This is a genomic window from Marinobacterium sp. NO-S09, assembly GCF_059179545.1.
On sequence record NZ_CP168954.1, the window covers coordinates 2039795 to 2060633 of the forward strand.

17 protein-coding genes are annotated in these 20839 nt (G+C 55.3%); 14 read left to right on the forward strand and 3 right to left on the reverse strand.

The features are described from left to right. The first annotated feature begins 3 nt into the window (after nt 1-3). The 9 genes from O3C79_RS09495 to O3C79_RS09535 all read left to right on the forward strand — a co-directional run bounded on the left by O3C79_RS09495 (nt 4) and on the right by O3C79_RS09535 (nt 8401). Nucleotides 4-891 carry an NAD(+) kinase gene (locus O3C79_RS09495; protein ID WP_010325344.1) on the forward strand — a complete coding sequence of 296 codons (888 nt, stop codon included), beginning with the start codon at nt 4-6 and terminating at the stop codon, nt 889-891. 3 nt (nt 892-894) lie between these two features. Continuing rightward, entirely contained in the window at nt 895-1878 is a 984-nt protein-coding gene (locus O3C79_RS09500) for a metallophosphoesterase (RefSeq protein WP_010325345.1), read from the forward strand. Then, a complete protein-coding gene (locus O3C79_RS09505; protein WP_494385741.1) occupies nt 1875-2735 on the forward strand; it encodes a rhomboid family intramembrane serine protease in 861 nt (286 codons plus the stop codon). The genes O3C79_RS09500 and O3C79_RS09505 overlap by 4 nt, the downstream gene beginning before the upstream one ends. Before the next feature lie 32 nt (nt 2736-2767). Continuing rightward, nucleotides 2768-3037: a YeaC family protein gene (locus O3C79_RS09510; protein ID WP_010325347.1), complete on the forward strand. Its 270-nt coding sequence runs from the start codon at nt 2768-2770 to the stop codon at nt 3035-3037. After that, nucleotides 3030-3863: a DUF2797 domain-containing protein gene (locus tag O3C79_RS09515; protein ID WP_494385742.1), complete on the forward strand. Its 834-nt coding sequence runs from the start codon at nt 3030-3032 to the stop codon at nt 3861-3863. Before O3C79_RS09510 ends, O3C79_RS09515 begins: the two co-directional genes overlap by 8 nt. Before the next feature lie 13 nt (nt 3864-3876). Next, entirely contained in the window at nt 3877-6495 is a 2619-nt protein-coding gene (gene pepN / locus O3C79_RS09520; protein WP_494385743.1) for an aminopeptidase N, read from the forward strand. Nucleotides 6496-6559: 64 nt separating this feature from the next. Continuing rightward, nucleotides 6560-6946 (forward strand): hypothetical protein, encoded by a 387-nt coding sequence (locus O3C79_RS09525; protein ID WP_010325350.1) that lies wholly within the window; start codon nt 6560-6562, stop codon nt 6944-6946. Between the two features lie 8 nt (nt 6947-6954). Beyond that, nucleotides 6955-7761, forward strand: a complete 807-nt coding sequence (locus O3C79_RS09530; protein WP_417534492.1) for an AlbA family DNA-binding domain-containing protein — start codon at nt 6955-6957, stop codon at nt 7759-7761. 85 nt (nt 7762-7846) lie between these two features. Further along, a complete protein-coding gene (locus tag O3C79_RS09535; protein ID WP_494385744.1) occupies nt 7847-8401 on the forward strand; it encodes a hemerythrin domain-containing protein in 555 nt (184 codons plus the stop codon). A 5-nt stretch (nt 8402-8406) separates the two neighbouring features. Here the strand turns inward: O3C79_RS09535 and O3C79_RS09540 are convergent, their stop codons facing one another. Next, nucleotides 8407-9018 (reverse strand): riboflavin synthase subunit alpha, encoded by a 612-nt coding sequence (locus O3C79_RS09540; protein WP_494385745.1) that lies wholly within the window; start codon nt 9016-9018, stop codon nt 8407-8409. Nucleotides 9019-9098: 80 nt separating this feature from the next. Between O3C79_RS09540 and O3C79_RS09545 the strand changes: the two genes are divergently transcribed. Further along, complete coding sequence (locus O3C79_RS09545; protein WP_494385746.1) at nt 9099-9983, forward strand: TIGR01777 family oxidoreductase; 885 nt, start codon at nt 9099-9101, stop codon at nt 9981-9983. A gap of 1 nt (nt 9984) precedes the next feature. Here O3C79_RS09545 and O3C79_RS09550 read toward each other — a convergent pair whose 3' ends face one another. Further along, on the reverse strand, nt 9985-11622 hold the full coding sequence (locus tag O3C79_RS09550) for a BatD family protein (protein ID WP_494385747.1): 1638 nt from the start codon (nt 11620-11622) through the stop codon (nt 9985-9987). A gap of 186 nt (nt 11623-11808) precedes the next feature. Here O3C79_RS09550 and O3C79_RS09555 point away from each other — a divergent pair, with 186 nt between their 5' ends. The 3 genes from O3C79_RS09555 (at nt 11809) to O3C79_RS09565 (ending at nt 17988) form a co-directional block, all read left to right on the forward strand. Continuing rightward, nucleotides 11809-16650, forward strand: a complete 4842-nt coding sequence (locus tag O3C79_RS09555) for an NAD-glutamate dehydrogenase (RefSeq protein WP_494385748.1) — start codon at nt 11809-11811, stop codon at nt 16648-16650. A 6-nt stretch (nt 16651-16656) separates the two neighbouring features. Further along, entirely contained in the window at nt 16657-16878 is a 222-nt protein-coding gene (locus tag O3C79_RS09560; RefSeq protein ID WP_010325358.1) for a DUF2835 domain-containing protein, read from the forward strand. Between the two features lie 66 nt (nt 16879-16944). Continuing rightward, complete coding sequence (locus O3C79_RS09565) at nt 16945-17988, forward strand: quinone-dependent dihydroorotate dehydrogenase (RefSeq protein ID WP_010325359.1); 1044 nt, start codon at nt 16945-16947, stop codon at nt 17986-17988. Between the two features lie 53 nt (nt 17989-18041). On the opposite strand, the gene rmf is transcribed toward O3C79_RS09565, so the two are convergent. Then, nucleotides 18042-18248, reverse strand: a complete 207-nt coding sequence (gene rmf / locus O3C79_RS09570) for a ribosome modulation factor (protein WP_010325360.1) — start codon at nt 18246-18248, stop codon at nt 18042-18044. A gap of 308 nt (nt 18249-18556) precedes the next feature. Between rmf and rlmKL the strand changes: the two genes are divergently transcribed. Beyond that, complete coding sequence (gene rlmKL, locus O3C79_RS09575; protein ID WP_494385749.1) at nt 18557-20698, forward strand: bifunctional 23S rRNA (guanine(2069)-N(7))-methyltransferase RlmK/23S rRNA (guanine(2445)-N(2))-methyltransferase RlmL; 2142 nt, start codon at nt 18557-18559, stop codon at nt 20696-20698. Nucleotides 20699-20839: the final 141 nt, after the last annotated feature.

Sequence of the window (20839 nt, forward strand, 5' to 3'; positions counted from 1 at the left end):
GGCATGGATAACTTTCGTAATATTGGCTTGATCGGGCGCCTGGGAAGCAAGTCGGTCATCGATACCTTGAAAGACCTGATACGCTTTCTGGATGACCGGGGGTTGAATGTAATCCTGGATCAGTCCATCGCGGAAGTGATGCCTGGGCATGGTCAGCAGGTCTGCAAGCAGAAATTGATGGGCGAGATTTGTGACCTTGCGATTGTGGTCGGTGGTGATGGCAGTTTGCTGGGTGCGGCGCGTTCGCTGGCCAAAAGCAAGATTCCCGTGCTTGGAATCAACCGTGGCAACCTGGGCTTTTTGACCGATATTCCCCCTCATGATTTTGAGGAAAAGCTGGTAGAAGTGCTGTCTGGCCAGTATATGGTCGATACCCGCTTCCTGCTGGACGTGGAGGTCAAGCGCGATGGTGAGCCGATTGGTGAGATGACCGGTCTGAATGACTGTGTGGTGCACCCGGGTAAGGCAACACGAATGATCCAGTTTGAGCTCTATATCGAAGGACAGTTCGTATACACCCAGAAATCGGATGGCTTGATTGTCTCGACGCCCACAGGGTCAACGGCGTATGCGCTTTCGGGTGGTGGTCCAATCATGCATCCCAAGCTGGATGCCCTGGTGCTGGTGCCCATGTTTCCGCACACCCTGTCCAGTCGTCCCATTGTGGTGGATGGCAACAGTGAGCTGAAGCTGGTGATCAGTGAGGATAACAAGACCTATCCGGTCATCTCCTGCGATGGTCAGGTAAACCAGAGCCTGTCACCCGGTGACAGCATTACCATCCGTAAGCATTCGCATAAGCTCAAGCTGTTGCACCCGCGTGACTATGATTTTTACCGCACCTGTCGCGAGAAGCTGGGCTGGGGTACCAAGTTTGGAGAGCAGGGGTAAAGCGTGGCCTATCAGGGATACGATCTAATTGGTGATATTCACGGCTGTGCATTCAGCCTGAGGATGCTGCTGGCCAGGATGGGGTATCGGCAGATAAACGGCGTTTACCAGCATCCGCAGCGTAAGGTGGTCTTTATTGGCGATATCATTGATCGCGGCCCGCACATACGCGAAGCGCTGCATATCGTGCGCGATATGGTGGAAGCGGGGCATGCCGAGATCGTGATGGGGAACCACGAGTACAACTATCTCTGCTACATGACGCCGGATCCCGAAAAGCCCGGAGAATATCTGCGCCAGCATACACCCAGGCATAAGCGCATCCTGCAGCAGACGCTGGAACAGTTATCGCCCTATGGGGATGAACAGCAGGAATACATGGAGTGGTTCCTGCAGCTACCGCTGTTTATCGAATTCGAAAATTTCAGGGTAGTACACGCCTGTTGGCATAATGAACTGATCGAAACCTTCAAGCAGAAAATGGGCGGTAATCGAATCGACCGCGGTTTTCTTGAGCGCTCGGCAAAAGAGGGCAGCTTTGAGTGGGAAGTAATGGATCGACTTCTGCGGGGCACCCATCTGCGCCTCCCTAACGATGAAGTGATGGTCAGCAAGGATGGTTTCAGACGCCATTTCTTCCGCACCAAATTCTGGATGCCGGATCCCCAGTACCTGGTGGATGTGGTATTCCAGCCGGACCCACTCCCTGCGCACCTGGCGCGATTGCCGATAAACAATGCACAACGGGAAGATCTGCTGTACTACGGTGACACTGAAAAGCTGCTCTTTATCGGGCACTATTGGCGTGAGGGTACTCCGAGCCCAATAACCGATAATATCACCTGCCTTGATTACAGCGCCGTTAAATTCGGCAAGCTTGTAGCCTATCGACTCGATGATGAAACAGTGATGCAACCGGACAAGTTTGTCTGGGTCGATGTTGCCCGTGAAGTGCATCTGATAGATCCTGAGGTGGGTGCTTCGTGATCCCTGTGCTGGAGGTGCCTCTGGGTCAGGACCTCACGGAGTTTACGGCCTGCCTGTGGCGCAGTGGTATTTCGCACCGGGTGGTTGAAAGCGAGCACTATCAGGTTGTCTGGCTGCAAAATCCCGCTGATGCCGAAACCGTTCAGCACCTGTTTGCACGTTGGCGGGCAGGGGAGTCTCTGGAACAGGTCCAGCTCAAAGCTGCTCGCCGTCGTCGTTTCTCGCCGGCTCCTTCGCTGAAGCAGTTACCGCTTACCCTGCTGCTGATTGCCAGCAGTTTTGTCGTGAGTATTTTGATCGGCTTCGGCAAGGATCTGGAAACGTTATCCTTCTTCAGCTTTGCGCCCTTTTCAATTTCCGCTGGAACGCTGAGTTATCCTTCGGTGTCAGACGTGCTCGCCTCGGGGCAGTTGTGGCGCTTATGGACCCCCATCTTCATGCATTTTAGCCTCATGCATATCCTGTTCAATTTATTGTGGGTATGGCTGGTGGGTGGCCGCATGGAGGCCATGCAGGGGAGGTTATCCCTGCTGGGGCTGGTCACGTTCAGTGGCTTGTTGTCGAATCTTGCCCAGTTCTGGCATACCGGACCGGTTTTTGGCGGTATGTCTGGAGTGGTCTTTGCTTTGATCGCCTACAGCTGGCTGTGGGATCGGCAAAAGCAGACGCCCAGGTTCGGTTTGCCGCCAGCCCTGATGGGGTTCATGTTGTTTTGGGTGGCGCTGGGCTATACCGGAATGTTGGGAAGTCTGGGGTTTGGTGCCATTGCCAACACGGCACACCTGGTGGGGTTATTGGCCGGTCTGCTGTGGTTGCCCGTCGGGCGCCGGCTGCAGCGAGGCCGTGCTTCGCTATGATAGAATGACTGCTTGAAATACCGGAGAGTGGCATGACATTCGAAAAGATGATTGAAACGATGGCGCCGGAGGTTTATCGGTCCTTGCGGCGTGCAGTAGAGCTGGGCAAGTGGCCCAATGGTGAACGCCTCAGTCAGGAGCAGCGGGAAACCAGCCTGCGTGCGGTCATTGCCTATGAGCACCGCCATCAGGTTGCGGAGCAGGAGCGCGTTGGCTTTATCGACCGTACCCGCCCGGATGGTCGTCAACATGGTAGTGACCCTTTACAACCCGAGACGCTGAAGATACTGACTGATGACTGAGCTTTCTCTACGGGCCAGTGGTCACCTGCGCAAGATGGTGACGCAACTGGAGGCTCCCGTGCACTACCGGCTGCCGTTGGATGATGAGCTGGTGGATATGGCTCCTCTGATTGGTCAGCCTATCCGTCTTGAATACACCGGCGAGATCCACTGTCAGCATTGTGGCCGTAAAACCCGCAAAAGCTTTAACCAGGGCTTCTGCTACCCCTGTTTTACCCGTTTGCCCCAGTGTGATTCCTGTATTGTGAAACCGGAAAAGTGCCACTACCACGAAGGAACCTGTCGTGACCCTTCCTGGGGGGAACGACATTGTTTCCAGCCTCACGTGGTTTATTTGGCCAATTCATCGGGCATCAAGGTCGGTATTACACGGGGTGAACAGGTCCCTACGCGCTGGATGGATCAGGGGGCCATACAGGCACTGCCCATTCTGGAAGTGGATACTCGTCTGCATTCCGGTTTGATTGAACAAATCATCGCAGCACATGTCAGTGACAAGACCAACTGGCGCACCATGCTGAAGGGGCAGGTTGAGCCTCTGGACCTGAAGGCCGAGCGCGACCGCTTGCTGAATCTTTGTGCGCTGCAGCTGGATAGCTTGCGCGAGGAGTACGGTGTAGAAGCCATTCGTGAACTGGATGCCGAAGTGGTCGAGATCAATTACCCTGTAGAGGTATATCCTGCCAAGGTCGGAACCCATAATCTGGATAAGAACCCGGTCGTGGAAGGTGTGCTGCAGGGGATCAAGGGGCAGTACTTGATCCTCGATACCGGAGTTATCAATATTCGCAAGTTTGCTGCCTATAACGTCGAACTCAGTTTTTAAGTTTGGAGCTTTCATGTCTGCACAGCAGCCGCAAGCCATTTATCTGGAAGATTATCGCCCACCGGCCTGGCTGGTGACGCACACTGAGCTGAATTTTGAGCTGGAAGAAGAGCAGACCCTGGTTCGGGCGCGCCTGAATATCAAGGCCAACCCCGAGGTAAGTGGCAAGCCTGAACCGCTGCAGCTGCATGGTGATGAAGGTATGGAGCTGCTGCGCCTGAGTATCGATAACCAGGTGCTGGAGCCGCAGGACTATCGCCGCGAAGCAGGCATGCTTACCATCAATAATGTGCCTGACCAGTTTGTTCTGGAGTGTGTGACGCGCCTGTTGCCTCATGAGAATACAGCGCTGGAAGGGCTCTACAAATCCGATGGCATGTTCTGTACTCAGTGCGAGGCAGAAGGCTTTCGTCGCATTACCTTCTTCCCGGATCGCCCGGACGTAATGTCCATCTTCCGCACCACGCTGACTGCTGACAAGTCTCAGTATCCCGTGCTTCTGTCCAACGGTAACCCGGTGGCCAGTGGTGATGCAGAAGAGGGGCGTCATTGGGTGACCTGGGAAGACCCCTGGCCCAAGCCTGCCTACCTGTTCGCGCTGGTTGCTGGCGACTTGGCTCTGCTGGAAGACAGCTTCACCACCTGCTCCGGACGTGAAGTGGCCTTGCGCATCTATGCCGAGCACAAGGATCTCGACAAGCTCGAGTACGCCATGACCTCGCTGAAGAATGCCATGCGCTGGGATGAAGAGGTGTACGGTCGCGAGTATGATCTCGATATCTTCATGATCGTGGCGGTCGATTTCTTCAATATGGGGGCCATGGAAAACAAGGGTCTCAATATCTTCAACACCTCCTGTGTGCTGGCGCACCCGAAAACCACGACCGATGGTGGTTTTCAGCGTGTTGAAGGCGTGGTAGCCCACGAATATTTCCATAACTGGTCCGGAAACCGTGTGACCTGCCGTGACTGGTTCCAGCTAAGCCTGAAGGAAGGCTTTACCGTGTTCCGTGACGCCGAATTTTCGGCTGACATGAACTCGCGTACGGTAAAACGCATTGAAGACGTCTCTCTTCTGCGTACCGCGCAATTTGCGGAAGACGCCGGTCCCATGGCGCACCCGGTAAGGCCGGAGTCCTTCATTGAAATCTCCAACTTCTACACCCTGACCGTATATGAGAAAGGGGCAGAGGTTGTACGCATGTTGCACAGCCTGCTGGGCCCCGAACTGTTCCGGAAAGGCAGTGATCTGTACTTTGAGCGTCACGATGGTCAGGCAGTAACCACCGATGACTTTGTGGCTGCCATGGAGGCTGTATCCGGGCGTGATCTGTCCCATTTCCGTCGCTGGTACTCCCAGGCCGGCACACCGCGCTTGAACGTGACAGACCGCTGGGATGCGGGTGCAGGCGAATATCGCCTGACCGTCAAGCAAAGCTGCCCGCCGTCTCCGGGGCAGGAACACAAGCAGCCTTACCATCTGCCTCTTGCCTATGGTTTGCTGGATGAAGCGGGTCGTGAATTGCGCTCCGGAGTTTTGGAGGTACGTGAGGAGGAGGAAACTTTCGTCTTCTCCGGTCTCGAAAGCCGCCCTGTGCCTTCACTGCTGAGAGCCTTCTCTGCACCGGTCAAGCTGGAATACGACTACAGCGATGAGCAGCTATTGATGCTGCTGCGTCATGATACGGATGGCTTCAACCGTTGGGATGCGGGTCAGCGTGTCTGTGTGCGCCTGATGCAGAACTTGATCCGTGACTGGCAAAACGAGCAGACGCTGCAGCTTCCGGCAACACTGGTCGAAGCCTGGAAGCAGCTGCTGCAGGATGAAACCCTGGATCCGGCCATGCTGGCTCAGTGCCTACGATTGCCGTCCGAGGCTCTGCTTGCAGAGCTGGCCGATGAAGTGGATGTGGTGGCCATTCATGAGGTGCGTGAGTTTCTGCGCACCTCGCTGGCGCAGGCGCTTGAACAGCAGTGGTTGGCGGCCTACCAGCGTTGCGATACCCGTGAAGAGAGCTACTCGCCGGATGCGGCTTCCATTGGGCGTCGCAGCTTGAAAAATCTGGCGCTGGGCTATCTGATGGCGACGGGAGCTGAGCCCTGGCTCGAGCTGGCGCGACAGCAGTTTGAGCAGAGCGACAACATGACCGATCAGCAGGCGGCGCTTGCACTGGTGGCGCATTCCCGTCACCGTGAAAGTGCCGCAGAGCTGTTGCAGCAGTTCTACCTGCAATGGCAGCATGAGTCTCTGGTGATGAACCAGTGGCTGGCAGTACAGGCCTCAGACCCTACGGAAGGTGCCCTGGAGCGCGTACAGGCATTGAGTGAGCACCCGGTGTTCGATGCCCGCAACCCGAACAAGCTGCGCTCTCTGGTCGGGGCCTTCTGTGGTCAGAACCCCATGCATTTCCACAGCGAAGACGGCTCAGGTTATGCCTGGCTGGCAGACTGGATTCTGCGTCTGGACAAGCAGAACCCACAGGTTGCTGCGCGTTTGCTGACCCCGCTAACGCGCTGGAAACGCTATGATAAGGTACGTAGTGCGCTGATGCAGAAGCAACTACAACGAATGATGGATACCGATGATCTCTCAGCTGATGTATATGAAGTAGTCAGCAAGAGTCTTGTTTAATAAGTAATGACGTATTGGGGTCTTTTACAGGCCCCGCAATAACAAACTGGTTAAGGACATGCCAATGGACGCTGTTTTCGATTCAAGCGACAAATTCGATTTGCAACAGAACTACCGTCGTTATCTGAAGTTTTATGATCAATGCCTGACTGCCAATGAAATACTCAAGGATGCGCGTGGCAGTCGCGTCTGGGTAGCCGGTGTCGTATTGATGGTTTTCGCTTTGGCTTCCGAGTTTTTCCTCGGTGCTGCAGCCGGCCTGTTCGGCCTGTATTTCTACCGTATTATGTCCGCCTGGTATCGTGTATCCCAGGCAGAAGAAGGCAAGGAAGTTGCCGAGCGCTGGTTTGCGTCCAAAGGTATGAAGTTTGAGGGGCGCATCCTGTACCGCCGTACGGACGAACAGCTGGAAGCACCGCTGGACCCGTTCGATGAAGCGCTGTACAGCTAAGTACTCGCATGCAACGTGAATATCGGCGTTTAAGCCGCAGGACACGCCACTTGTTGGCGTTGCCTGAAGGGCTTAACGTTGATTTCAAACGTGAGGTGCAGGCGGTCAGAAGTGCTGATCTGGTCGCCTTTGCCAATGCTCCGCTGGGCGGTACCCTGCTTATCGGGATTGATGAATACACCACCTCTGACGGCGTGCAACGCGGACGTGTGGTTGGCTGTGAAGTGGACGACAAGGCGCGGCTCACGCTAATCAACAAGTCCACCGGTTGTATTCCCAATGTGGAGGTGCAGCTGTTTACCGAAAATCTCGCCGCTTCCAAACCTATCCTCCGTATCGAAATCCCCAGCGGTACACGCAAGCCGTACTGTACCCAGCGGGGTGAATATGCCATTCGCACCGATGGACGTAACCGCGCCATGCTGCCGGAAGAGTTACTGGCCATCTTCATGGAGCGCGAAGGCGATCTTTTCCTGTCCCGGTTCCGCAAGGCGGTGCAGCAGCTTGAAGTTCAGCTGGGCAGCGTCAATCACTCTTTGAGTGAGGGTATGCTGGGTGTCAGTGAGCATCTGTACGATTTGGATCAGCAGCTGCAGCGTACGCTGTCGCGTATCGAGCAGCTGACCGACAGCAACAAGAAACGCTCGCGCAATCTCATGCAGGCGCTTAGGCAAAGCCAGGATGGTATCGTCCAGCTGGAGAACAGCATTGCGCCCGTGATCAACGATCAGGGACAGCACCTGCTCCAGGATATTGAGCACAAGCTCGGCATGTTGCTGGACCTTCTGGACAGCGATAGCAATGGTAACCACTGACTGAGTCGGCTTTGACAGGTGTCAACAAGTAGACACCTGAGTCAGCTATAGTGAGGGTAACCAATGTGATCGGGAGCGTGCCAAGATGAATACCTTGTCTGAATTGCACCAAGACCATATCAACCTGACGCGGTTGCTGGATATCCTGCAGCGCAAGGTTGGTCGGCTGCGCGAAGGGGTCCACCCCGACTTCTCCTTGATGGCCGATGTAGTCAGCTATGTTGGCGACTACGCCGACCAGTACCATCACCCCCATGAAGATCTGATGTATGAATTTTTCCGTGGTCGAGACAGCGAGCTTGATAAGCACTTTGCCGAATGTGAGCAGGAGCATCGCGATCTCAAACAGCTTTCAACCAGGCTGACTGACTCCATCGAGGCGATTCTCAATGATGCCGTCATGCCGATGGAGCAGTTCACGGATCAGTTGGATGCGTTTGTTACGGCTGAAAAGAACCATCTGGACTTTGAAGAAGCCAAAATCTTCCCACGCCTCAAGGAATTGGGCAGTGAGCAGGATTGGGAAGCACTGGCCGCCAAGATACCCGAGAACCCCGACCCCCTGTTTGGAGAACACCAGGCAGAGGAGTATCGGGAACTCTATCGGGCACTAATGGAAGACATGAACGCCGAGGCGTGACCGGGTCACGCCTGACTGGCAAGATATCGTTGTACGGTATCCACGACGGCCTGTGTTTGCGGGTCAACTTCCAGGTTGACGCGGTCGCCGGGGCGCAGCTGGGCGAAAGTTGTGCGCTCGAGCGTTTCCGGAATCAGTGAAACACTGAAGCTTTCCTGATCCGACTCTGCCAGAGTCAGGCTGCAGCCGTTCAGGCCTGCAAACCCTTTGGGTAGCAGGTAGGGTGCGGCGTGTTCCGGCGTTTTAAAACGGATATGGCAGTTATTGGCGTCGGGATACTCAACCGCCAGTACTTCAGCGCAGCACAGGATGTGGCCCGACATCAGATGGCCGCCAATCTCATCCCCTACGCGTGCCGCACGCTCGAAATTGACCCACGAACCCACATCCAGGGCCCCCAGGTTAGTCAACTCCAGTGTGGTGTCGATGACATCAAACTGGACCAGTGGTCCCTCAAAGTCGGTCACCGTCAGACAGGTGCCATTGAGAGCAATACTAGCGCCATTTTCCAGATGGTCGGCGTTCTCCAGTGGCAGCTCAATCTGCAAGTGCACCAAACCCTGTTTGCGTGTCAGGGCCTTGACCTGAGCGACCCCCTGGACGATACCTGTAAACATGCTGTGCTAACCTCTTAACGTGTGAATCCGTAACGGCTATCAGGGCGTAATAGTACCTGAAACCATCAGGGAGTGTGCAGATGCGAGTATTGGTGACCGGGGGAAGCGGGTTTATTGGTCAGGCGTTAACCCGTGCCTTGACGCAACGAGGTGATCAGGTGGTGATCCTCAGCCGCCAGCCCGGCAAGGTGCCGGCCATGACGGGTGTGGTCACGGTTGACCGCTTACAGGCTATATCAGGCAAAGTGGATGCCGTTGTGAATCTGGCGGGTGCACCCATTGTTGATAAGCGCTGGAGTGAGTCCCGTAAGCAGTTGCTGCGTGCCAGTCGTATCGATTTAACACGTGATCTTGTCAGCTGGATGCAGACACGGGATGTACCACCTTCCGTGCTGGTGAGTGGTTCCGCAATCGGTTATTACGGTTCACACCAGGATGAAGTGCTGGATGAAAATGCCCAAGTGGCAGCCGGCTTTCCGCATGAGCTCTGTAATGCCTGGGAGCAGGCAGCTCTGGCGGCAGAGTCGGCCAGTACTCGGGTATGTCTGGTGCGTACAGGGGTCGTACTGGGGCCTGGAGGCGCCTTGACCAAAATGCTGCCACCGTATCGGCTTGGCTTGGGCGGCCCTATTGGTGATGGTCAGCAATGGATGTCCTGGATTCATCTGGATGATGAAGTCGGTGCCATTTTGTACCTGCTCGACAACCCTTCATTGCGTGGGCCTTTTAACCTGACGGCGCCGGAGCCCGTGACCAATGAAGAGTTCAGTCAGACCCTGGGCAAGGTATTGAAACGACCAGCGGCATTTCGCATGCCGGCTTTTGTCATGCGCCTGTTGTTGGGCGAGGCCAGTGAATTGTTGCTGGAAGGCCAGCGAGTGGTGCCGGTGCACCTTAATTCGGCGGGTTATGCTTTCAAATACCGCACCCTTGAGCCGGCACTGAAAGCGGTTATCAAGACCTGAATCAAGACGCCAGTGACAGCGGGCCTGAGCCATCGCCGAGTTGCTGTTCAGCATTGCGGAAGCGCTTGAGTCGCAGTTTCTCGACCGCTTCCAATAGCAGGTCGCCCTGCCATTCAAACGGTGAGCTGTGCAGGTGCTGTTCCAGGTCCAGAATCAGGAAGTCGATGGTTTGACTATGGGCCGCTTCACAGAGGCCTTCAAGGGAATCAATATTCTGTTCCGGCCAAAAATTCTGACCCCATTCAATCAGGCGTGAACGAGCCGTCTCGCCATCATTCTGTTGGCAGGCAATAGCCAGTGCCTGGAAGGTGTTACGTTCTGCACGCTGGTGAGACAACAGTAGCTTCTGCGCCCTGCGCTGGGCTTCCAATTGGTTATGTTCATTATGGCGGTTACGTTCCTGCCTGAGCTGGCGCATGCTGTGTAACCAGCCTGCACTGCTGCCCAGAAAGGCAACGCCAAAGCAGAGGCTGAGCCAGGGCCAGAAATCGAATCCCTGCGTATCGATGATATCCGGGCCTGCGGCCGGAGTTGCAGCAATGACCGGTGCGGGTTCCTCAATATTCACTTCGCGTGCTGGCAAAGTCGTGGTGTCGGCCTGGTCATCGAGGGTGTTCCACCAGCTCAGATCAATGGCGGGCAGTTTAAGTGCGCCCGGGCCCAAGGGTTCGATGCGTATGCGCTCTGTCCGCGTGCTGACCAGCCCTTGAGGTGTCTGGGTTTCGGTCAGGCTGACATCTTCCTTTTGTGCAAAATAATCGTCGTGCCGTTGTGTAAACAGGCTTGGAAGGGCATCCGCCGGCAAACCGCGAGCGGTAAGTGTTATTTCGCGAACAAAGGATTCACCTGGCTGTAGTGAGGAAGCCGTATCCCAGTTTTCATCCAGTGAGACCTGTTCAGCCGGCAACCAGTACCCGCGGGTATTTTGATGTGCAGGCGGCAGTACCTCGATTTCAAATCGTTCAGGCAAGGGGCTGGAAAAGGCGGGGCCAGCAGAGCGAATTTCTGCCCCCAGCAGTGTATGCAGGCCGGTTTCAGACGGAAAAAGGGCAAAAGTCTGTTCTCGAATATACCAGGTCTCACCGCCGCGCTCGGTATTAAATGTGCGTGGGTCTGTTAAACGGACCACAAGCGCGCCGGGCATACTGGGGGGCAGAAATTCGAGACTCTCCGCTGGCGGAGTGCGCTGAAAAAGACGTGCGGTATAGATGAGCTGTGCGTGACTGTAGACGCGGTCCTGACTGATCAGACTGTCCATAAAAAGGTTGTCGGCCTGAGGTCGGCTTTGTACTGCACCCGTGACCGTAACGTCGAGCGGTTCACTCAGTGAGTTGCCCAGGCGCAGCGGCGGAATGGTGAGTGTGCCTGTGTTGAGCGGGCGCAGCTGCAGGTGCCAGCGGGTGCTGACATCACGGGTTGCCGAGGAATGGCTGGACACGACAACACGCTGGCTGCCCAGAATACGAAAGTCCTTTTGCAGGGGGCTCAGATCCGGCCGTTGCTGAATTTGATCCGCAGCTTCCAGGGTCAGATTGAGGGTATCCGAAGCAGTCAGTGAATAACGGTCGAGCGTAGCCGAAACCTGGGCGGACAAAATTGGCGAAAAAATAATCAGCAGCAGTGCGAAAAATGCACGCATCAACACGTCCAACTACTCGTAAATGAATTCACAAATCAGGCTTCATTATCAGCGAAGGTTGTGCACATATCAATTTAATTAAGAAAGCGTTTTTTATTGTCGCTATTGAGGTTTTCAACATGACTTCACTAGTTGTTTAACTATACTGCTGCAAAAGCCAAATCCATTTGCCATAGGAGGGTGGGTATGTCCTCTCAGACTGCCGAGAGCAAAATCGATTTTCTGCATCAGCTTAAAGAAATGATTTTCAGTCGACTGCCGAAAAAACGTGCATTGCCGCTGAGCGAGTTTGCTGATCAATATTTCGCACACATGGCAGAGCCGGATTTACTCAAGTGGCGACTGGATGACCTTTACGGCGCCACTCTGAATGCCTGGCAGTTCATGCAGGAACGTGCGCCTGGTGAAATAAAGGTACGGGTATTTAATCCAGACTTTGAGCGGCATGGTTGGCAATCGACCCACACGGTGATTGAGGTGCTACAGGAAGACATGCCCTTTATCATCGACTCGCTGCGTATGGAGCTTAACCAGCGCGGTCTGACGATTCATGCCATTCTCAACACTCTGTTGGACATCAAACGTGATGATCAGGGGCAGATGCTCAGTCTCTGCGCTCCTGAGACGCATGAACAGGTATGCGACTGCGAGTCAGTTGTCTCTATCGAGGTGGATCGTCATACCGATCCGGAACAACTCAAGGCTCTGCAGCAGGGGTTGCATGAGGTCCTGTGCGAAGTGGAAGTCACCGTTCAGGACTTCGACCAGATGCTGGCTAAAACGGACGATCTCCTGTCGTGCTACGACAAGGCGCCGGCAGATCTGGATCCTGCTGATGTGGCAGAAACGCGAGACTTTATCGTCTGGCTTAAAGAGCATTTTACCTTCCTTGGTTACGACGAATTCAAACTGACGGGCAAGGGTGACAAGCAGCAGCTGGAGCCTGTTGCCGGCAGTGGCCTCGGGTTACTGCGTGGCAACGGCGGTAATCGCGATCAGGGGCTCATGTTTGGCAAGGACCGTGATGTGGGGGCGTTTACCCTGATTCCCGAGTTGCTTTCATTTACCAAGTCGTCGCTGAAATCGCGTGTGCACCGTCCGGCGTACCCCGATTACATCAGCATCAAGCGCTTTGATGCTGAGGGTAGCCTGGTCGGGGAATCGCGTTTTCTGGGGCTCTATACGTCTGCTGTTTACCTGCACGGCTCCACCGATATTCCGGTGGTGAGAAACAAGATCAAGGCCGTGATGGAGCGCTCCGGTTTGCCGCGTGGCGGGCATGACTGGAAAGAGCTGCAGCAGATAATGGAGATTTACCCAAGGGATGATCTCTTCCAGTCCAGTCTGGATGAGCTGTACCGCATTGCCATGGGCATCCAGCAGATCCATGAGCGGCGCCAGATTCGCTTGTTCCTGCGCCGTGACTACTACGGTCATTTTTTCTCGGCACTGGTGTATGTGCCGCGTGAAATCTACAGCACCGATTTCCGTGTCAAAGTCCAAAAGATCCTGCAGCAGGCGCTGGACTGCGATGAAGCGGAATTTACCACCTATTTCTCAGAGTCAGTGCTGGCGCGCACCCAGTTTCTGCTGCGCCGCTCTGATCACCATCCGGTCACCGATAAATACGACGAGCCTGAACTGGAGCGTCAGGTATCCCATGCGGCAAGCAGTTGGCAGGAAGAACTGTACGACACGCTGATAGAAATGCTCGGTGAAGAGCAGGGTATCAAGGCGTTCAACCATTACCACACGGGTTTTTCTGCCGGCTATCGCGCTGACTTCTCGCCACGTGCTGCGGTTGTCGATATTCAGCACATGATGGGATTAACGGACTCTGATCCCATGGCCTTGAGCTTTTATGAAGCGCTGGAACGTGAACCGGAAGAACTGAACTTCAAGCTTTATCATCGGGGCGAGGCTTTGCCCTTGTCTGATGTGCTGCCCATTCTCGAAAATCTGGGGCTGCGTGTCATCGATGAGCACCCCTATCAGGTCGCGGTCGATGACCACTGTGTTTGGGTGCATGATTTCAATTTGCGTTACACCGGCCGTCAGCAGGTGACCGCCGATACCATGCAGGCGGTGTTTGAAGAGGCCTTCCTGAATATCTGGTATGGCCGTGCCGGTAATGACGACTTTAACAAGCTGGTATTGGGTGCTGAGCTTAACTGGCGCGAAGTTGCCCTGTTACGCGCCTATGCCGGTTACATGAAGCAGATGCGTTTCCCCATCAGTCAGGAAGCGATCAGTCTGGCATTGCGCCATCACGCCAGTCTTGCGCGTCAGTTGGTCGACTATTTTGCTGCCCGCTTTGATCCTGACAAGGCGTCCGAGAAGCAGCAGGCAGCGATGGAAGAGCAGATTCTGCAGGGGCTGGATGAAGTCAGCAGCCTGAACGAAGACCAGGCGATTCGTCAGTACCTGTCACTGATTCAGGCGACCCTGAGAACCAACTATTATCAGACTGTAGATGGCGAGCCCAAGCCCTACCTGTCGTTCAAGCTGTCGCCTCGCGACATCCCCCAGGTGCCCGAACCCAAGCCTATGTTCGAGATATATGTGCACTCTCCGCGTGTTGAAGGTGTGCACTTGCGTGGTGGCAAGGTGGCGCGAGGTGGCTTGCGCTGGTCGGATCGCCATGAGGATTTCCGTACCGAGGTACTGGGGCTGGTTAAAGCACAGCAGGTCAAGAATGCGGTCATTGTGCCTGTGGGTGCCAAGGGCGGCTTTGTTGCCCGTCGCCTGCATGAAGGCATGGCGCGTGATGAATGGATGAAAGAAGGTGTTGAATGCTACAAAACTTTCATTCGTGCTTTGCTGGATGTGACTGACAACCTGGTGAACGGTGAGGTTGAGCCGCCGGCATCGGTGGTACGCCATGACGAGGATGACACCTATCTGGTGGTCGCAGCCGACAAGGGCACGGCGACCTTCTCGGATATCGCCAATGAGATTGCTGCAGAATACAACTTCTGGCTGGGCGATGCCTTTGCATCCGGGGGCAGTCAGGGGTATGACCACAAGAAGATGGGTATTACAGCCCGTGGCGCCTGGGTATCGGTTGAGCGTCACTTCCGGGAAATGGGCATCAACACCGCGGAGGACCCCTTCACGGTATTGGCGATAGGCGATATGTCCGGTGATGTGTTTGGTAACGGCATGCTGTGCTCGGATAAAATTCGACTGCAGGCAGCGTTTAACCACCTGCATATTTTTATTGACCCGGATCCGGATTGTGCCGCCAGCTTCAAGGAGCGTCAGCGCCTGTTTGAAGAGCGCGGTGGCTGGGGTGAATACGACACCAGCCTCATTTCCAAAGGGGGCGGGGTGTTCAACCGCTCCGCCAAATCGATCACGCTTACACCTGAAATCAAACGCCTGACCGGTCTTACCGGCAGCCGGGTAACACCAACGGAGCTGATCTCGGCGTTGCTGTCTGCCAAAATTGACCTGATCTGGAATGGTGGTATCGGTACCTACATCAAGGCTGCTGATGAAAGCCATGCCGATGTGGGCGACAAGGCAAACGATAGTCTGAGGGTGGATGCAAATAAGGTACGGGCCAAGGTGATCGGCGAAGGGGGTAACCTCGGCCTGACCCAGAAAGCCCGTATGGCATTGGCAGCCCAGGGCTGTCGTCTCAATACCGACTTTATTGATAATGCCGGTGGGGTGGACTGCTCCGACCATGAGGTCAACATCAAGATTCTGCTCAATGAAATGGTCAGAAACGATGATATGACCGCCAAGCAGCGTAACCGCCTGTTGAGCGATATGACCGAATCGGTTGCCGAGCTGGTGCTGGATAACAACTACCGACAGGTGCAGGCGATCTCTTTGGCTGGCGGGCGTTCGGTGGGCTCAATGGCGGAATACCGCCGTTTCATCAATGCCCTGGAAGCCGATGGAAAGCTGAACCGTGAGTTGGAATACCTGCCAACCGACGAGCAGTTGTCCGACCGCCAGAACGCCGGTGAAGGCATGACACGACCGGAACTGTCGGTCCTGGTGTCCTACAGCAAATCAGTGCTTAAAGAGCGCTTGCTGGATTCAGCAGTTGCGGAAGATGAATATCTGGCCCATGAACTGTTTACCGCCTTCCCGGAGCGGATTCGCAAGGAATTTGCCCCTGAACTGGAACAGCATCGACTGCGTGCCGCGATCATTTCGACACAGATCGCCAACCACATGGTCAACATGATGGGCATCAATTTTGCTGATCGTCTACTGACCTCTACGGGTGCCGAAATCGAGCACGTGGTGCGTGCCTATATCCTGGCGCGGGACATCTTCGGTTTGCAGCCACTCTGGGAGCAGGTCGAGGCGCTGGACTATAAGGTATCGGCTGATATCCAGGCTGAAATGATGTATAGCCTGCAGAATTTAATCCGCCGTGCGACGCGCTGGTTTGTGCGTAACCGCCCGACCAATATGGACTGTACCCAGGAGGCTGAAAGCTTCTCGGTACATCTGAAAACAATCACCGAAAACCTGGATGAACTCTTGTGTGGTACGCCTCACGAAATATGGCAGGCGGCCTACAACCGATACTGCGAGGCGGGAGTGCCGTCCAGCCTGGCGCAGGTGGTGGCCGGTTCCAGAGCACTCTACGCAGCCCTGAGTATCATCGAGGTGGCCAGTGAACATTCGGTTTCTGTCGAAGCCGCGGCCAAGGTGTTCTATGGCTTGGGTGAAGAGCTCCAGCTGCAGTGGTTCAGTACTCAGCTCAACGATCTGAGCATTCACAGCTACTGGCAGGCCCTGGCCAGGGATACGTTCAGGGATGACCTGGATACCCAGCATCGTGCCCTGACCGCTGCAGTGGTGCAGGCGGGCAATAACGACCAGCAGTTGGCGCCGGAGTGTCTCACGGCCTGGCTTGAGCAGAACCGGCCGCACATTGATCGCTGGCTTCACATGCTGAATGAACTGAAAAATGCCGGCAGTGAAGACTATGCGATGTATACTGTCGCCGTAAGAGAGTTGGCCGATATGGCGCGGTGCAGTACGCAGCTGGAAGTATGAGGTGCGATGAACGAGATTATTGTTGATCTACGCATCAGCAGTGATGAATATCTGAAGCTATACCAGGGAGTGGCACGTGTCGTGTCCGTGAGGGCCAGGGATGGCAGGCGGGTTCAGTTCCCCGCCAGTATTCTCCAGCCCTGGGTTTCCAGAGAAGGAATCCGGGGCTGTTTTCGTATACGTTTCAATGATGCAGGCAAGCTGCAGGATATCCAGCGGCTGGGGTGAATGGTGTTCATCCCGGCTCTCCTCGCCTATAATGCGGCCTCCGTCCTCAACCGGCAGTGAATCACCATGCTATATGATCTTGCACGTACCCTCATGTTCCGGCTGGATGCCGAAACCTCGCATGAGCTTGCCCTGAGCAGCATGAACCTTGCAGCCTCTCTGGGCCTGCCGCGTTTGATGGGGGCGACAGTGCAAAATCTGCCAACACGGGTAATGGGAATTCGTTTTCCCAATCCTGTCGGTTTGGCTGCCGGCCTGGACAAGAATGGCACCGCCGTGGATGGATTGGCAGCCATGGGCTTCGGGTTTGTGGAAGTAGGAACGGTTACGCCACGTCCTCAACCCGGGAATCCCAAGCCGCGCCTGTTCCGTATTCCCGAGCATAAAGCCATCGTCAACCGGATGGGCTTCAACAATGACGGTGTTGACCAGCTGCTGAAGAACCTGTCACGCAGCCGCTATGACGGCGTATTGGGGATCAACATCGGCAAGAACAAGGATACGCCCAACGAGAAGGCACATGAGGATTACCTTGTCTGCCTGCGTAAGGTGTACCCCCATGCCAGCTACATCACGGTAAATGTGTCCTCGCCGAACACACCAGGACTGCGGACCCTTCAGTTTGGTGATTCTCTCAACAGCCTGCTGGATGCGCTGAAAACCGAACAGGCACGTCAGGCACGCTTGCATGGTCGTTATGTACCCATCGCGGTGAAAATTGCGCCGGATATGGTGGAAGAGGAACTGGGCCTGGTGGCCGGTGCTTTGAAAACCTATGAGATGGATGGTGTGATTGCGACCAACACCACGCTGTCACGTGAAGGCGTCGAAGACAGCCCCATTGCCAGTGAAGCAGGTGGGCTGAGTGGTTCTCCGGTACGTAACCGCTCTACTGCTGTAATTCGCAATCTCGCGGAGCATCTGGATGGTGCCCTGCCGATTATTGGTGTTGGCGGTATTACAGAGGGTTTTGATGCAGCTGAGAAAATCGAAGCGGGCGCGAGCCTGGTTCAGGTTTACACCGGCTTTATTTACCGCGGGCCTCAGCTGGTACGGGATTCGGTAGCCGCAATTGCCGAGTTGCGTGAGCGGGCAGGAGAGATTCGCTGAGGATTCACCGAGGCAGGCTCCGTGGAGCCTGCCCCGTCTAACGTCCTGAGTTGTTAGTGTAAAGATGGGTTCGATTGAATTGCAGAAACGCCAGACATGCCGCCCCAATGTGCTTCACGCCCTTCACGCCAGCCACTCATCCAGTGACTTCGCAGCTCGATTGCCTGGACAGGGCAGGTATCACGGGTTTTGCCGTTCAGGCCAGCCACAAAACCACGGTTGAACAGAGTAGAGGTACGATCTCGTTTCTGTTTCTTCATATTGCGCCTCACATATTCTGATTATACTGACCCGAGCGACGAAGGGTGTCACTCGGGGTATGCGCTTAGCTCTGTGACGTCACACCCCTATTGATATCTGAATTCTCGCCGGAAGGCGATTAAAATTAACTATATTGTTACCATTTTGTAATAGAAGCGGTGTCAGCGCAGCTGCAGCAATTCTTTTAAAATCAGCTGTTTAGGTGTTAGATGCATGTTGTATATTTCAGAATGAATAATTTTCACGTTCTAAATCCGTCCCTCGATACGGACAGGATCTATGTTCAAGGTTTGGAGTTAGGCTGTAGATGAAGCTGTTTATCACCTGTCCCAAGGGCCTGGAGCTGTTGCTTGAGCAAGAGCTGGCCGATCTGGGTGCGCAAGAAATTCGACAGAAGGTGGCAGGTGTTTCCTGTGAGGGTGAGCTGGAACTGGCTTATCGCATCTGTCTTTGGTCTCGCCTGGCTAACCGTGTATTGCTGCCGCTGCTGGAAGCCGAAGTGGAAACGGCCGATCAGCTTTATGCCATGGTCAGCGAAGTGGACTGGCTTGAGCACTTGCGACCGTCGGGCACCCTGACGGTGGATTTCAATGGGCAGTCCAAAGCTATCAACAATACGCATTTTGGTGCCCTCAAGGTCAAGGACGCGATCGTCGATCAGGTTCGTAATGCTACAGGGCAGCGCCCCAGTGTGGATCGGGCGGCACCGGACCTGCGCATCAATGTGTATCTGCACCGTGGCCAAGCCAGCCTCGCCCTCGACCTGTCTGGCGAGAGTCTGCACCGCCGTGGCTATCGCCTCAAGGCCGGTGCCGCTCCGATGAAAGAAAACCTGGCTGCTGCAGTATTGATGCGAGCAGGCTGGCCGGATAGCGAATGTTTCCCATGCCTGGTCGACCCCATGTGCGGGTCGGGTACCCTGCTGGTTGAAGCCGCTATGATGGCGACAGACAGTGCACCCGGACTGATGCGGCAGCGTTTCGGTTTCAGTCGCTGGCTCAAGCATGAGCAGGCACTGTGGAACCAGCTTGTCGATGAAGCGCGCCAGCGCCGTGCCGATGGCCTTGAGCGGGCCGAGCTACAGCTGTTTGGCTATGACGCGGATGCTGATGTGCTCAGGCGTGCCGGCGAGAACGCACGTCGTGCAGGTGTTGAGCGTTTCATTCAGTTGAAGCAGCAGCCGTTGGATGAGCTGACGCTTGAGGCATCGGTCTCTGCAGGTCTGCTGGTGACCAACCCGCCCTATGGCGAGCGTCTGGGGGAAACCTCTCAGCTGATGCATCTATACCGCACGCTGGGCGCGCGTCTCAAAGCAGAATTCGGTGGCTGGCAGGCGGCCGTCTTTACTGCCAATCCGGACCTGTGCAAGGTCATGAAGCTGCGTGCTGAAAAGCAGTACCGCATGTTCAATGGTGCCCTGGACAGTAAGCTACTGTTGTTCACGGTGCATGCTCGCAGTGCCGAAGAACTGGCAGAAGCCGAAGCCGCCAGTCAGGGCGCGTTGAGCGAGCAGGGGCAGATGTTTGCCAACCGGCTGAAGAAAAATCTCAAGCAGCTGTCTCGCTGGGTGCGCAAGGAGTCAATCAGCTGCTACCGTGCCTACGATGCCGATATGCCCGAGTTTGCCGTTGCGGTCGACATTTATCCGGGGCATGCGGTCGTGCAGGAATATGCACCGCCGGCCAAAGTCGATCCGGTCAAGGCGTTTCAGCGCCTGCAGGAGGTGCTGCAGGCAACGGCACAGGTGCTGGAGCTGCCTCAGGAGCATGTGATCCTCAAGCAGCGCAAACGCCAGCAAGGGCAGCAGCAATACGAACGCCGTGATGAGACTGGCAACTTCTTTGAAGTCGAGGAGCAGGGCGTTCAACTGCGGGTAAACCTGCATGATTACCTGGATACTGGTCTGTTCCTGGATCATCGTCCGGCACGTCGTATGGTGCAGAAGTTGGCGGCTGGCAAGGATATGCTCAACCTGTTCTGCTATACCGCCAGTGCCACTGCCCATGCGGGTGTTGGTGGGGCGCGTTCCACCCTGAGCGTTGATATGTCGGCGACCTATCTGGACTGGGCTCGGCAGAGTCTGGAGCTCAACGGTTTGCCCCGTCAGCAGCATCAACTGGTTCAGGCGGACTGCATGAAATGGCTGGCTGAGCCTGCTGATCGCCAGTTCGATCTGATCTTCATGGACCCACCCACATTCTCCAACTCCAAGCGGATGCAGGATGTCATGGATGTGCAGCGTGACCATGTCTGGTTGATTCGTCAGGCCATGAAACGCCTGCGTCCGGGGGGCGTGCTTCTGTTCTCGAACAACTATCGTCGTTTCAAGCTCGATCAGGAGCAATTGGCCGATTTTGTGGTACGGGATATCACGGCATCCACCCTGGATCCTGATTTCAAGCGCAACAGCAAAATTCACTGTTGTTTCGAGGTTCGCCACCCCATCTAATGTGCTGAGCGCTTAACCCTATACACGACCGGGTTTTTACCCGGTCGTTCCATTTCTGGCACAGTCTGTGCTTATTATTAGCCCCAATTGTCTGCTCGTTTAGAGTGCATGGCCTCAAGGCCCCGCATCGTTGCGGTGCAG

What these genes read in the sequence shown, in the direction of transcription:
- O3C79_RS09495 (WP_010325344.1), top strand. Translation starts at nt 4, where the DNA reads ATGGATAACTTTCGTAATATTGGCTTGATCGGGCGCCTGGGAAGCAAG.
- O3C79_RS09510 (WP_010325347.1), top strand. Translation starts at nt 2,768, where the DNA reads ATGACATTCGAAAAGATGATTGAAACGATGGCGCCGGAGGTTTATCGG.
- O3C79_RS09515 (WP_494385742.1), top strand. Translation starts at nt 3,030, where the DNA reads ATGACTGAGCTTTCTCTACGGGCCAGTGGTCACCTGCGCAAGATGGTG.
- pepN (WP_494385743.1), top strand. Translation starts at nt 3,877, where the DNA reads ATGTCTGCACAGCAGCCGCAAGCCATTTATCTGGAAGATTATCGCCCA.
- O3C79_RS09525 (WP_010325350.1), top strand. Translation starts at nt 6,560, where the DNA reads ATGGACGCTGTTTTCGATTCAAGCGACAAATTCGATTTGCAACAGAAC.
- O3C79_RS09530 (WP_417534492.1), top strand. Translation starts at nt 6,955, where the DNA reads ATGCAACGTGAATATCGGCGTTTAAGCCGCAGGACACGCCACTTGTTG.
- O3C79_RS09535 (WP_494385744.1), top strand. Translation starts at nt 7,847, where the DNA reads ATGAATACCTTGTCTGAATTGCACCAAGACCATATCAACCTGACGCGG.
- O3C79_RS09540 (WP_494385745.1), bottom strand. Translation starts at nt 9,018, where the DNA reads ATGTTTACAGGTATCGTCCAGGGGGTCGCTCAGGTCAAGGCCCTGACA.
- O3C79_RS09545 (WP_494385746.1), top strand. Translation starts at nt 9,099, where the DNA reads ATGCGAGTATTGGTGACCGGGGGAAGCGGGTTTATTGGTCAGGCGTTA.
- O3C79_RS09550 (WP_494385747.1), bottom strand. Translation starts at nt 11,622, where the DNA reads ATGCGTGCATTTTTCGCACTGCTGCTGATTATTTTTTCGCCAATTTTG.
- O3C79_RS09555 (WP_494385748.1), top strand. Translation starts at nt 11,809, where the DNA reads ATGTCCTCTCAGACTGCCGAGAGCAAAATCGATTTTCTGCATCAGCTT.
- O3C79_RS09560 (WP_010325358.1), top strand. Translation starts at nt 16,657, where the DNA reads ATGAACGAGATTATTGTTGATCTACGCATCAGCAGTGATGAATATCTG.
- O3C79_RS09565 (WP_010325359.1), top strand. Translation starts at nt 16,945, where the DNA reads ATGCTATATGATCTTGCACGTACCCTCATGTTCCGGCTGGATGCCGAA.
- rmf (WP_010325360.1), bottom strand. Translation starts at nt 18,248, where the DNA reads ATGAAGAAACAGAAACGAGATCGTACCTCTACTCTGTTCAACCGTGGT.
- rlmKL (WP_494385749.1), top strand. Translation starts at nt 18,557, where the DNA reads ATGAAGCTGTTTATCACCTGTCCCAAGGGCCTGGAGCTGTTGCTTGAG.